This window comes from Streptomyces mesophilus (genome assembly GCF_040300965.1).
Lineage (GTDB): Bacteria > Actinomycetota > Actinomycetes > Streptomycetales > Streptomycetaceae > Streptomyces > Streptomyces mesophilus_A.
This window is the reverse complement of sequence record NZ_JBEPEW010000001.1, coordinates 38372-50723: the sequence shown is the minus strand read 5'-3', so window position 1 is coordinate 50723 and position 12352 is coordinate 38372. Positions and strand designations below refer to the sequence as shown.

15 protein-coding genes are annotated in these 12352 nt (G+C 71.3%); 7 read left to right on the top strand and 8 right to left on the bottom strand.

Annotated elements, in window-relative coordinates; translation table 11 throughout:
- The first annotated feature begins 66 nt into the window (after window positions 1-66).
- Complete coding sequence (locus ABT367_RS00245; protein WP_352247911.1) at window positions 67-900, top strand: aldo/keto reductase; 834 nt, start codon at window positions 67-69, stop codon at window positions 898-900.
- A 54-nt stretch (window positions 901-954) separates the two neighbouring features.
- On the opposite strand, the gene ABT367_RS00240 is transcribed toward ABT367_RS00245, so the two are convergent.
- Window positions 955-1647: an ANTAR domain-containing protein gene (locus tag ABT367_RS00240; RefSeq protein WP_352247909.1), complete on the bottom strand. Its 693-nt coding sequence runs from the start codon at window positions 1645-1647 to the stop codon at window positions 955-957.
- A gap of 173 nt (window positions 1648-1820) precedes the next feature.
- Between ABT367_RS00240 and ABT367_RS00235 the strand changes: the two genes are divergently transcribed.
- Both ABT367_RS00235 and ABT367_RS00230 read left to right on the top strand, forming a co-directional pair.
- Window positions 1821-2156 (top strand): helix-turn-helix transcriptional regulator, encoded by a 336-nt coding sequence (locus tag ABT367_RS00235; RefSeq protein ID WP_352247907.1) that lies wholly within the window; start codon window positions 1821-1823, stop codon window positions 2154-2156.
- 88 nt (window positions 2157-2244) lie between these two features.
- Window positions 2245-2685, top strand: coding sequence for a helix-turn-helix domain-containing protein (locus tag ABT367_RS00230; RefSeq protein WP_352247905.1), 441 nt, complete (start codon window positions 2245-2247; stop codon window positions 2683-2685).
- Between the two features lie 28 nt (window positions 2686-2713).
- Here ABT367_RS00230 and ABT367_RS00225 read toward each other — a convergent pair whose 3' ends face one another.
- The 5 genes from ABT367_RS00225 to ABT367_RS00205 form a co-directional block, all read right to left on the bottom strand.
- Entirely contained in the window at window positions 2714-3319 is a 606-nt protein-coding gene (locus tag ABT367_RS00225; protein ID WP_352247903.1) for a ClpP family protease, read from the bottom strand.
- Between the two features lie 2 nt (window positions 3320-3321).
- Window positions 3322-3948 carry an ATP-dependent Clp protease proteolytic subunit gene (locus ABT367_RS00220; protein ID WP_199546124.1) on the bottom strand — a complete coding sequence of 209 codons (627 nt, stop codon included), beginning with the start codon at window positions 3946-3948 and terminating at the stop codon, window positions 3322-3324.
- A 153-nt stretch (window positions 3949-4101) separates the two neighbouring features.
- On the bottom strand, window positions 4102-5079 hold the full coding sequence (locus tag ABT367_RS00215; protein WP_352247901.1) for a class I SAM-dependent methyltransferase: 978 nt from the start codon (window positions 5077-5079) through the stop codon (window positions 4102-4104).
- A gap of 98 nt (window positions 5080-5177) precedes the next feature.
- On the bottom strand, window positions 5178-5918 hold the full coding sequence (locus tag ABT367_RS00210) for a class I SAM-dependent methyltransferase (RefSeq protein WP_352247899.1): 741 nt from the start codon (window positions 5916-5918) through the stop codon (window positions 5178-5180).
- Window positions 5919-6224 carry a 4a-hydroxytetrahydrobiopterin dehydratase gene (locus ABT367_RS00205; protein ID WP_352247897.1) on the bottom strand — a complete coding sequence of 102 codons (306 nt, stop codon included), beginning with the start codon at window positions 6222-6224 and terminating at the stop codon, window positions 5919-5921.
- Window positions 6225-6327: 103 nt separating this feature from the next.
- Here ABT367_RS00205 and ABT367_RS00200 point away from each other — a divergent pair, with 103 nt between their 5' ends.
- Window positions 6328-7107, top strand: coding sequence for a helix-turn-helix domain-containing protein (locus ABT367_RS00200; protein ID WP_352247895.1), 780 nt, complete (start codon window positions 6328-6330; stop codon window positions 7105-7107).
- 9 nt (window positions 7108-7116) lie between these two features.
- Here ABT367_RS00200 and ABT367_RS00195 read toward each other — a convergent pair whose 3' ends face one another.
- The gene (locus ABT367_RS00195) at window positions 7117-7545 is read right to left on the bottom strand and encodes a hypothetical protein (RefSeq protein ID WP_352247893.1); all 429 of its coding nucleotides are present in this window, start codon (window positions 7543-7545) and stop codon (window positions 7117-7119) included.
- Window positions 7546-7701: 156 nt separating this feature from the next.
- Window positions 7702-7827: a hypothetical protein gene (locus tag ABT367_RS00190; RefSeq protein WP_352247891.1), complete on the bottom strand. Its 126-nt coding sequence runs from the start codon at window positions 7825-7827 to the stop codon at window positions 7702-7704.
- A 56-nt stretch (window positions 7828-7883) separates the two neighbouring features.
- Here ABT367_RS00190 and ABT367_RS00185 point away from each other — a divergent pair, with 56 nt between their 5' ends.
- From ABT367_RS00185 to ABT367_RS00175, 3 genes are all read left to right on the top strand, one after another.
- On the top strand, window positions 7884-8774 hold the full coding sequence (locus ABT367_RS00185; RefSeq protein ID WP_352247889.1) for a MerR family transcriptional regulator: 891 nt from the start codon (window positions 7884-7886) through the stop codon (window positions 8772-8774).
- Window positions 8775-9030: 256 nt separating this feature from the next.
- Window positions 9031-9837, top strand: coding sequence for an ABC transporter ATP-binding protein (locus ABT367_RS00180; protein WP_352247887.1), 807 nt, complete (start codon window positions 9031-9033; stop codon window positions 9835-9837).
- Window positions 9834-12338 carry an FtsX-like permease family protein gene (locus ABT367_RS00175; RefSeq protein WP_352247885.1) on the top strand — a complete coding sequence of 835 codons (2505 nt, stop codon included), beginning with the start codon at window positions 9834-9836 and terminating at the stop codon, window positions 12336-12338. The genes ABT367_RS00180 and ABT367_RS00175 overlap by 4 nt, the downstream gene beginning before the upstream one ends.
- Window positions 12339-12352: the final 14 nt, after the last annotated feature.

The window sequence follows — 12352 nt, the reverse complement described above, 5'->3', positions numbered from 1 at the left end:
AATGGATCACGCCCCGCCCCCGTTGAAGCGGGACGTACCACCCCACCACGTAAGGATCGAGAGCTCGTGAGCAAGGTCCCCACCATCACCCTCAACAACGGCGTCGCGATGCCGCAGCTCGGTTTCGGCGTCTGGCAGGTGCCGGACGACGAGGCCACCCAGGCCGTCGCCACCGCCCTGGAGGCCGGGTACCGCAGCATCGACACCGCCGCCATCTACGGCAACGAGGAGGGCACCGGCAAGGCCCTCACCGCCTCCGGGATCGCCCGCGAGGAGCTCTTCGTCACCACCAAGCTCTGGAACTCCGAGCAGGGCTACGACTCCACGCTGCGCGCGTTCGACACCTCGCTGGCCAAGCTGGGCCTCGACTACGTCGACCTGTACCTCATCCACTGGCCGCTGCCCTCGAAGGACCTGTACGTGGACACGTACAAGGCCTTCGAGAAGATCTACGAGTCCGGCCGCGCCAAGGCCATCGGCGTCTCGAACTTCACCGTCGAGACCATGGAGCGCCTGCTCGGCGAGACCTCCGTCGTGCCGGTGATCAACCAGATCGAGCTGCACCCGCAGCTGCAGCAGGCCGAGCTGCGCGCCCTGCACGCCGAGCACGCCATCGCCACCGAGGCCTGGTCGCCGCTCGGCTCGGGCAAGGGGCTGCTCGAAGTCCCGACGATCGTCGCGATCGCCCAGAAGCACGGCCGCACCCCGGCGCAGATCGTCCTGCGCTGGCACCTTCAGGTCGGCAACGTGGTGATCCCGAAGTCGGTCACCCCCTCGCGTATCGCCGAGAACATCGATGTCTTCGACTTCGAGCTCGACGCCGAGGACCTCACCGCGCTCGCGGCCCTCGACGAGGGCAAGCGCCTGGGCCCGGACCCGGCAGTCTTCGACGTGGCCTGAGCCCGCCCCTGCCCGCCCGGCCCGAGCCGTCGCCCGTCGAGTACGGGCGGCGGCTCAGGCCGAGTGCCCGGCGGTGTGACCCGCGACCGCCGCGGCCAGCAGCTGCCGTACGTCCGGGGGCAGCGCGCCGCCCGTGACGGAGTCCACCAAGTCCTGGGCCAGGCGGTGCAGTTTGGTGTTGCTGCGCTGCGAGACCTCGACGAGCACGCTCCACGCGTCCTCCGGGGTCAGCGCGAAGGACGCCATCAGGACGCCGCGGGCCATGTCGATGGCCGGCCGTGTCTCCATCGCCCGCCGGAGCTGGACCACTTCGAGGAACAGGTCCTGCGCCGCGTCCACCGGCAGGCCCCCTGGCGGTCCGTCCTGCCCGGCACTCGTCTCCTCGCCCGCCGGCAGCTCCCCGTCGGTGGACATGAACAGCGGCCGGGTGTGCGTGACGTCCAGCAGCCGCCCCACGGCCGTGCTCACGGCTCGTACGGAGATGGTCTTGCCGCTGTCCAACGCCTGCTGACGCATCCGCAGCAAGGCGTTGAGCCCCGAACAGTCGCAGAACTCCACCTTGCTCAGGTCGAGTTCGATGCCGTCGCGCGTACGGCCGAGGGCCTCGCGCAGCGTTCCGTGCAGCAGGGGGGCGGCGTGCACATCGATGTCCCCGCCGACCACGACCAGCCAGCGGTCGCCGACGGCGTGCACCCCGAGCTCCAGCGGCCGGGTGCTGCCGGGTAACGAAGTCGCCTGCTCTGGCATGACGTTGACTCCCTGGTGCTCTTCCTGCGCACAGGTGCTTTCCACTCCGGTCCAAGCCTCGCCGTCACAGCTTCACCCGTCAAGCGATGCACGAAACAGATTTCGCCTATCTCAATTCGCCAATCTGGTTACGCCTGTTGGAATACGCGAAAGCAACGTCCTATGCTGTGAAGATGGGAGCTGTACCTGAACCGCACACGGGCTGGACCTTCCTCACCAACCACGCCCGGGTGCTTGCCGTGATCGCAGGCGATCCCTCCGCCCGCATCCGTGACATCGCCGCACACTGCAGGCTCACGGAGCGCGCCGTCCAGCGGATCATCGCCGACCTCGAAGCGGGGGGATACCTCTCCCACACCCGCCAGGGGCGCACCAACACGTACCGGATCGAGTCCGACATCTCGCTGCGGCACCCGGCCGAGGCCGGGGTGACGGTGGCCACGCTCCTGGCCATCCTGGCCCAGCACGACGAGGAGCGCACCCAGCATCCGGAGCAGGCGAACCGATAGGGCGATACGCCCCCTTCTGGGGGGCCGCTCTGCCGACAGCAGAACGTTCCGGCACACCTGCGCCGCGCTTCCCTCCTACGCTGGAGTGGTGAGCAGCCACGAGAACGCGACCGACGACGCCCGTGTCATCCAGCTGAGGCCCGGCCGGCGCCCCGCGCCGCAGGCCGCACCGGCCAGGGAGCCGCTCTGGCGCGACCTGGTCGGCGATGTCCTGCGCAGCGAACGGCTCGCGCAGGAGCGGACGTTGAAGGACGTCGCGGACGAGGCACGGATCTCGATGCCGTACCTCTCCGAGGTCGAACGCGGTCGCAAGGAGGCCTCGTCCGAGGTGCTCGCCGCCGCGGCCCGCGCCCTCGGACTCACCCTCGCCGAGCTGCTCGGTCGCGTACAGGGCGAGATCATCAAGGTCGCCGCCCTCACCTCGGCAGCACCGGCGCAGGCCTCGACGAGCGTCTCCTCGTTCGCGCCCGCGCGGGCCTCGGCCGGCTCCTCCTCGCTGAGGCGGGGCGAGGTCCGGCTCGCGGCCTGACCTCGCCCTGCCCGGGGGTGCGGGCGGTTCAGGCCGCCCGCACAAGCCGGCGGCTCAGGACCTCGTCCGCCAGGCCGTACGCCACCGCCTCCTCGGCGGTGAACACCTTGTCGCGGTCCATGTCGGCGCGCAGCGTCTTGGCGTCGTGGTGCGTATGCCGCGCGAGGACCTCCTCCACCTGGGAGCGGATCCGCACCATCTCCTTGGCCTGCAGGGCGAGATCGGACACGGTGCCCTGCGAGCCGCCCGCCGCGGGCTGCCCGAGGAGCACCCGCGCGTGCTCGAGGATGAAGCGCCGCCCCGGATCGCCGCCGGCAAGGAGCACGGCCGCGGTGGAGGCCGCCTGTCCCACGCAGAACGTGGCGATCGGGGCGTTGATGTACGACATCGTGTCGTAGATCGCCATCAGCGAAGTGAACGAGCCCCCCGGAGAGTTGAGGTAGATCATGACCTCCTGCTCGGGCGCCGAGGACTCCAGGTGGAGCAACTGCGCGATGACGACGTTGGCCACGCCGTCGTCGATCTCGGTACCGAGGAAGATGATCCGCTCCGAGAGCAGCCTGCTGTAGATGTCGGAGACCCGCTCACCCCGCGAGGTGCGCTCGATGACACTCGGAATCGTGTACTGACCCATCGTCAGACCCCCAGTCCGATACGCGGCTTCGTGCTCTTCGGCCGTACGTCGTCGAGGGAGGCCAGCACATGGTCGACCATCCCGTACTCCTTGGCCTGTTCGGCCGTGAACCAGCGGTCGCGGTCGCCGTCGCGGGCGATGACCTCCGGGGTCTGCCCCGTGTGCTCGGCCGTGATCCGCTCGATGGACTGCTTCATGAACTCCAGGTTCTCCGCCTGGATCGCGATGTCCGCGGTCTGCCCGCCGATACCGGCCGACGGCTGGTGCATCATGATCCGCGCATTGGGAAGCGCATAGCGCTTGCCCGCGGCGCCGACGCTGAGCAGGAACTGCCCCATGCTCGCGGCGAATCCCATCGCGAGGGTCGAGACATCGTTGGGGATCAGGCGCATCGTGTCGTAGATCGCGAGCCCGGCGTGCACGGAGCCGCCGGGGCTGTTGATGTACAGGCTGATGTCGGTGCGGGCGTCCTCCGCGCTCAGCAGCAGTAGCTGGGCGCAGACCCGGTTCGCGGACACCTCGTCGACCTGGGTGCCGAGGAACACGATGCGCTGGCTGAGGAGTTGGGCGGCGAGGTGGTCGTCGTAACGGCTGGGCGCGGTGTCGCCGTCGTTTGCGTACGGGATCATCGCTCCTCCTTGCGTGGTGGGTGCCGGCTTGCTGTGACTCCACCATCGGCGCCCGGGAGCACCGGCGTAAGGGATCTTTGCCCTCGGCAGATTCGCCGAGGGCAGAGCGACCGCCGCGCGAGGTCGGCGCGACTGCTTCAGGAGGGCGGGCGACTACTTCACCGCGAAGTGGACCGTCTGCGCACCGAGGACGAAGACGTCGTCACGGCGGTGCAGGCTCAGCTCGTCCGCGGGGTCGAGGAGGCGGTCCAGGGCGGCGCGGTCCTCCGCGTCCAGGTGCTCGCCCATCATCTCGCGGCTGCGCGTGAAGGTGTCCAGGATGTGCGCGCGGGCCTCGGGCGCGGGCGGGGCGGGCCGGTCGACGAGGTAGCTGCGGGTGGCCGCGGGGCGCAGGCCCGCCGCGGCCAGCATCGCCGGCCAGTGCTCGGTCTCGCGCTTGGCGCCGTCGAGGGATTCCCGCATCTCGTTGAACCAGTTGTCGCGGACGGCCTCGATACGGTTCTCGAGGCCCGGCCGCCCGAACCCGAAGTCCCTGGGCAGGAAACGCGTGGACAGACCGCCCTCGAGCAGGACCAGCACACCGCCGGGAGCCAGGGCATCGGCGAGGCGGGTGAGCGCGGCCTGCTGGTCGCCCATGTGGTGCAGGGACTGACCGAGCCAGATGACGTCGGCGGGACCGATGCCGTCGAGGCCTTCGGGAAGCTCGGCCTCGTGCGTGCGTACGCGGCCGTCGAGACCCTTGCTCTTCGCCCGCTCCTGCGCACGTTCGAGCAGCGGACGGGCCGCATCCACCGCGTATGCCTCGGCCTCGGGGAAGGCCTCGGCGAGACGGCAGGTGAGGATCCCGGGGCCCGCGCCCGCGTCGATGATGCGGGCGGGGGTGTGGCCCCGGTCGCGCAGGTCGGCCTTGAGGTCCGCGATGATGCCGGTGTACTGGGGGGCGAACACGGTGGCGCGCTGTTCGAGGTACTCGGCCATCGCGCCCCAGTCAAGGTCCTTGCTCGCGTGGGCGTGGGCGTGGCTGTTTCCGTGCCCGTGGCTGTTTCCGTGCCCGTGGCTGCCGTGGCCGCTTCCGTGCCCGTGGCCCTCGTGCCCGTCGTGGGTGCCGTTGCCGTGCCCGTCGTGTGCCATGTCCGTCTCCCGGCCTCATGCGTCTTGTGGTCGTCTCCAGCGTCGACGCATGGGGTGGGCGTGGCAAGTTATGTTGCGGTTCCGGCAAACAGCTGACCTCAGGCGCAGGTCGACTCGCGTTGCAGCGCGACCAACCGGAACCGCGGCTCGCCCCGAGGCTCATCCGGATCCGGCAGCGCCTCCACGGCGGTGGCCAGCGCCTCCAGGTCCGCACCCCGCGCCGACACCCTCGACGCGTACCACCCCGCACGCAGCACCTCGGCGACCCTCCGCGGCGAGCGCCCCTGGCCATGACCGGTGAACCATGTCTGTGCCAGGAGGCGCAGCCCATGCTCACCGGCCAGCGAGAAGATGAGACCGGCCTCGTCCGACGCCTGCGGGCGCCGATGCGGCGCCAGCACCGCGTCGATGTCCGAGCCCACCTCGTGCCCCGCGTCCTTGTCCACCGTCGCCAGGAGCACCCCGCCGGGCCGCAGCACCCGCGCGCACTCGGCGATCACCGGCTCCGCATCCGGCACCAGATGCAGCAGCCAGATCAGGCTGACCGCGTCGAAACTGCCGGACGCGAACGGCAGCCGGCACCCGTCGCCGAGGACGACGGCCCCCGGCAGCCGCTCCACGGCCCGTGCCGCCATCCCGAACGCCGCGTCCACACCCACGACGCGCAGCCCGGGCGCCCCGAGGCGCTCCGTCACGATCCCCGTACCGCAGGCCACGTCGAGCAGCCGCCCGGCGTCCGGCGGCAGCAGCTCCCTTACCGCCGCGGCAGCGGCTTCCGCCCGCGGCACCCCGCCGCGCGTACGGTCATAGACGGCCGCCTCGGCGGTGTAGTCCAGCACTCAGCTCGCTCCATGTCCGGCGGCCAGCGCCTCCACGCGCTCGGCGAGCGCGAAGTCCAGCTCGGTGACGGCGCCGCCCGCGCTGTGCGTGTTCACGGACAGGCCCACCGTGTTGTAGCCGAGCGCGAGATCCGAGTGATGGTCCAACTCCTCCTGGACCTGGGCGATGTGCACCACCATCGCGGTGGCGGCGAAATGCGAACCGAGACGGTACGAACGCTCCAGACGGCCGTCCGCCACGGACCACCCGGGCAGCTCGCGCAGGCGTTCCTCGATGTCCTTCTGCGACAGCGGTTCCACAGGCATGACGTACTCCTCAGATACGCACTGGAGAGACGCGCCGATCACGCGTCCGGCCACTTTCAGCCTGCCACAGACCTGCGACGACGGATGCTCTACGATCGTACATATGACCAAGGGTGCGGGACCGCTGCTGCGTGCCTGGCGGGAGCAGCGTCGGATCAGTCAGCTGGAGCTGGCTCTGCGCGCCGACTCCTCCGCGCGGCACATCAGCTTTGTGGAGACCGGGCGTTCGCGCCCCAGCGAGGATTTCCTGCTGCGGATCGCCGAGCATCTGGACGTCCCGGTGCGGGAGCGCAACGCCCTGTTGCTCGCGGCCGGTTACGCCCCGCACTACCCGGAGACCCCGCTGGACGAGCTGGGCACGCTGCGCGAGGGCCTCGAACAGCTCCTTCAGGGGTACGAGCCTTATCCGGCGCTGATCGTGGACGCCACGTACAACGTGATCGCCGCGAACCGCGGGATCGCGATGCTGATGGACGGCATGTCCGAGGAGGTGCTCACGACACCCCTCAACGCGATGCGCCTGACGCTGCATCCGCGTGGTCTCGCGCCGAAGATCCGCAACCTCGCCGAGTGGCGCGGGCATCTGCTGCACCAGATGGAGCGGCAGATCGCCCTGCACCGTTCGGACGGGCTGCGTGCGCTGTACGAGGAGGTCGCGGCGTACCCGGTGGACGATCCGGGCGAGAGCGCGGTCGACAACTCCCCTGTCCCCTATGTGGCGTTGCCGCTGCGGGTGGAGCACGACGGGCGGACGCTGTCCTTCGTGTCGTCGATCTCGACGTTCAACACGCCCATGGACGTGACCGTCGCCGAGCTGGCCATCGAGACATTGCTCCCGGCCGACCCTGCGACGGTCAAGTACCTTCAGTCGATGCTTCCTTGAGCCTGCCGTTCAGCGCTTCGTCATCGCCCGCAGGGCGGTGTACTGGAGCGCCGCGAAACCTGCCACGGTCAGGGCCTGCATCGGGATCCACACCGTGCCGGCGGTACTGGGGCTGAACCAGAGCACGAGGGCGACGAGACTCATCACCGCCCAGACCAGGTTGATCTCGACGACGGCGCGCACGGGCAGCACGGGCGGTTCCCGACGTGCGGCGATCAGAGCGACCCCGGCCGCGTACGCGATGAGCCCGAGCCCGAGCGCGAGCAGCAGCCCGGAGTCGATGCCGAGGAACCGCCCGAGCGGCCCGGAGGCGACGGCGTAGGCGAGGCCGTTGGCCCCGGTGACGACGGCATCGAGCCCGAGGAAGAGCCGGAGCGCGGCGCGGGGTTCGCGGGTGCGCAGGGGGCCGGCGATGGGGGTCATCGACGATGCAGACATGGGATACCTCCGACGCGAAACGGATGGGTGGGTGGGCCGGCCGCCGGGATCGGAGTGCGCCGCCCCGGTGGCCGGTGACATCACCATGCCGGGCGGGGGGTGGGGTGGTCGATTACGTGGGAGGTAATGCTGAGGTCACTCGGCCGAAGAATTCCTTCACCGTGCCGCTCTCGAGCTGCGGTTGCATCGGAACGACAGCGAGTCGAGCGTGCGCGTCTGGCGGCGGGTCTGCTCGTCGAAGGCGGCGAGGGTGGGGTGCACCTGGATGGGGTTGTTGCACATGCCGTAGCGGCATGTGGTGGGGTCGGGGTGTCACAGTGCGAAAGGTTCTGTCTGCGATGTACCCCTCCCTCACGCCTCCCCGGCAGGTCAAGATCGGTGATGCCGCTGCGTTCGCCGGGACCACCCCACGCGCCATCCGCCACTACCACGCGATCGGTCTGCTGCCGGAGCCCGAGCGTGGTGGGGACGGCCGCCGCCGCTACGGCTATGACGACATGATCCGTCTGCTGTGGATCCGCAAGATGGCCGATGCCGGTATCAGCCTGGACGACATGCGGTCCGCGTTCGGTGAGGCCCGGGACGAAGGCGGTGACGTAGCGCTGGACCAAGGCCCGGATATCGAGTCGGTCCTGGGCAGGCTGGAGGAAGCCTTGGCGGCGCAGGAGGCCGTCATCAAACGTCGGCGCGCGGCTGTCCAGCGCCTTCAGGCGGTGGGCAGCCCGCTGGGGCTGCTCTCCGAGCTGGTCACGGACCGGCTCGGCCACCTGCCCCCGGGCGCGTTGCGGCCTTCCGATCTGGACGCCCTGCTGGTCACGGAACGGATCTTCGGGCCGCTGGGTGCCGCCGTCCAGGCCGACGCGTTCGTCGTGCTGGCCACCCACCCCGGCCTGCGGGCCGAGGAGGACCGTCTCGAGGCGGCCGAGGCCGCCCTCGACGACGGCGTCGAACCCGACGACCCGCGCGTCGAAGAGCTCGCCGTGCAGCGATGCGCTCACCAACTGGCCCTGAATCAGGCCATCGAGGCAGCCGGCCTCGATGCGGCCGAGGAGGAGATCTTCGAGATCTACGACGCCGGCCTGAAGGGTGAGGAGGGCGCAGGGATGAGTGCCGCTGCAGCGATCACCAAGATGCCCTACGACTTCTCGCCGGCCCGGATGCGCTGCGTGGAACTCGCCGGACGCCTCTTCGGCGAGGCCCTTGCCGACGACCACCCCGCGGACAGCTGATCGCCGGTGCCCGGCACTGACGTGGCCCGAGTGAACCGCTGGACGCCGCGCGGGGAGCCGTGTCGGCCGCGCGCCTCAGCTGGATCCAGTCGGTCACTCACCCGGACTGCACCGTGATGCTCCAGCAAGACCCGCTGACGTCCGAGGCAATGGTGGAGACGGCTACACCCCCAGCCGGGGAGGCTGCTGTCTCGTGCCGAGGGCCCGTGGATTGCGACGGTTTTCCTGAACGATTCGGCTCAGGAAGGCGGACGGCATGTTCAGGCGGCGTACGGGCGGGCTCGAGGGCGGGACGGCGGTGGCCGAGCCGGTCGCGGCCCTGGAACTGGACGGGGTGAGCCGCGCGTTCGGCGAGGGTGTGCGCGCTCTCGAGGACGTCACGCTGCGAATCCCCGTGGGACGGTTCGTCGCGGTCATGGGCCGTTCCGGGTCCGGGAAGTCGACGCTGCTGCAGTGCGCTGCGGGCCTTGACCGCCCGACGTCGGGGACGGTGCGGATCGGCGGCCGGGACCTCTCCGGGCTGAACGAGGCCACGCTGACACGCGTACGGCGCGACAGTGTGGGCTTCGTGTTCCAGGCGCTCAATCTGGTGCCGTCGCTCACCGTCCTGGAGAACGCCGGTCTGCCGCTGCTCCTCGCGGGCCAGGAGGGCGCCTGGGAGGACGAGGCGCTGCGGGCCCTGACCGCGGTCGGGCTCGCCGGCCGTGCCGAGGACTCCCCCGCCCGGCTCTCGGGCGGGCAGCAGCAGCGGGTGGCGATCGCCCGCGCCCTGGTCACCGAGCCCGCGGTGGTCTTCGCCGACGAACCGACCGGCGCCCTGGACCCGGTCACCGCGGCGGAGGTGCTCGCGCTGCTGCGGAACGCGGTGGACCACGGTGGACGCACGGTCGTGATGGTGACGCACGATCCGGCGGCGGCGCAGTGGGCGGACGAGGCGGTGTTCCTGCACGAGGGGCGGCTCGCGGGTCGTGTCGAGCGGCCGGGAGCAGATGATGTGCGCGATGTGCTGCGGGAGTTGGGCGGCAGGCCAGGCAGCGGTCAGTGGGACCGGAGCCGGTCATGAGCAGCCCTCAAGCCCTTCTCGCCGCCCGGGCCCACCGTGTCCACCGCCGGGCCTGGTGGGCGGTGGCGGCGGCGCTGCTGCTGACCTCCACCCTGCTCGGCTCCTTCGCGCTCACGATCGCGTCGACCGCCTTGGGCCACGCACGCGTGGAGCGGTACGCCGGTGCGCCGGTCGTGGTGGCCGGTGACCAGACCACCCGCTATACGGCGAAGCCGTGGGGTTCCGAGCCCAAGACGGCGACGGCCGCGCTCACCGAGCGGGTACGCGTGCCGGACGCGGCGCTCGATGTGCTGCGGGACGTGGCGGGAGTACGGGCGGTCGTGCCCGACGTGTCCGTCCCTCTGTCCTCCCGCGGCCGGCTCCTGTACGGGCACCCTTGGGACGTGGCCCGGCTGGCCCCGTACAAGCTTCTGGAGGGACGCGCACCGGCCGAGCGCGGCGAGATCGTCGTCTCGGCGGACGAGGGGCGCTCGCCCGGCGAGCGGATCGGCCTGAGCGCACGGGGCACTGCGCGGACGTACGAGATCGTGGGCGTCGCACAGGGCGAGGGCTCCGTCTACTTCACGCAGGCACAGGCCCGCGCGCTCGCCGGTCACCCCGGGTCCGTCGATGTCATCGGGCTGCTGCCCGAACCCGGGGTCAGCCGGGCCCAGTTGTACGAGCGGACGCGTACCGCTCTCGACGAGGCGGGCGCCCGTGATGTGAGCGCGCCGCACCGGGCGAAGGACGATGCCCGGCCCCTTCGGGTGCTCACCGGCGACGGCCGGGGACTCGCCGAGCGGCTGGAGGCTCCCGCGGCCAGGACGGGCGCGCTGGAGCTGCTCGGCGCCATCGCGGCCACCGTGGTCCTGGTCGCCCTCCTCGTGATCTCCTCCCTGGTTGCGCAGGCGCTGCGTCAACGAGCCGCCGAGCTGGCCCTGTTGCGTGCGGTGGGGGCGTCGCCCCGGCAGCTGCGTGCTTCCGTGGGACGCGAGGTTCTGCGAGTGGCGGTACGTCCCGCGCTGCTCGGCGCTCTCGCCTCCGTACCGGCCTTCTTCGGGCTGCTCCACCTCCTGCGCTCCGGTGGCGCACTGCCCGCCGGGCTCGAACTGCCCACACCTGTCTGGCTGTTCGCGGTTCCCCTGCTGACGGCGGGGCTGACGATCGGGGCCGCACGGCTGACCGCCCTGCTCGGCTGCGCGCGTGCCGCACGTGTCCGGCCGGCCCAGGCCCTGGGCGAGGCGCGGGGCGCGTCCCAAGATCCGGGCCAGGGGCGCCGTATCGCCGGTCTGGTCCTTCTCGGCCTCGGCGTCAGCTCGGCGGGCGTATCCGTGGCCCAGAGCGGGGCCGCGGCCGCGATGGCGGCGAGTACGGCCGCCCTCACGATGGTGATCGGCTGTGCGGCGCTCGGACCGTGGATCGCCCGTGGCGCGCTGTCCGTCCTCGGGCGGTTCCTGCGGCGGCGCGGACCTCAAGGCAGGCTGGCAGCCTGGGAGTTGGCGGCTAACACGGCACGCTTCGGGGCGGCGATCACTCCGATCGTGCTGGTGACGGCGTTCGTGGTGGTGCAGCTCGGCGCGGGCGCGACGTTGCAGCGCTCCGGTGAGCGCCAGGCCGCCGCGGCCCTGCACGCCGAACTGCGGGTCACCGGCGGCGGATCGCCCGAGGAGATCCGCCGTATGCCGGGGGTCGCGGCCGCCACGGGGCTCGTCCGCAGCACCGTCGTCGTGGCCGGCAAGGAGGCCGGTGCGCCGAAGCTCGACCGGCTTCCGGTGCTGGGTGTCACGCCCGAGGGCCTGGCGCACACCCTGGACCCGGGGCCGGTGCAGGGATCGCTGGACGAGCTGCGCCCGGGCACGGTCTCGGTCGGCAGTGACCGCGCCCGCGGGCAGGGCCTGCACGTCGGTTCTCAGCTGCGGGTGCGTTTCGGCGACGGTGTGGAGCGCACGTTGAAGGTGGTGGCCGTCCATCAACGCGGTCTGGCGCTCGGCGAGTTGCTGTTCTCGCGCGAGGAGCTGAGCCGCCATATGACCTCCCCGGACACTGCGGAGGTCCTGGTCGCGACGGACGACGCAGCGCTGGTGCGGGCCGAACTGGGCAAGGTCCCGGACGCCGAGGTGACCGCTGCCCGCCCCCTCCGTCTCACGCTCCCCGACCAGGCGTTGAACGACCGGCTCGGCCGGATCGGCATCGCGGCGATCGGCGGCTTCACCATGATCGCCGTGCTGAGCACGCTCACTCTGATCTCCGTGGGCCGCCGCCCGGCGCTGCGGCTGCTGCGCCGGGTCGGTGCCGGGCGGGCCCAGGTGCGCGGGATGCTGCGCACCGAGGCGGCCGTCGTGGCGATGACGGGGCTGGCCGTGGGGACGGCGGTGGCCGCGGTGCCGCTGCTCGCGTTCAGCTTCGCCACGGCCCGGGCGCTGCCGTATCTCCCCCTCACCCAGGCCGCTTTGATCGCCGCAGCAGTGACGACGACGGCCTTCGTGGGCACGCTGCTGCCGGCCCGCGGAGCCTCGCGGTGAGTTCCGTACGCGGT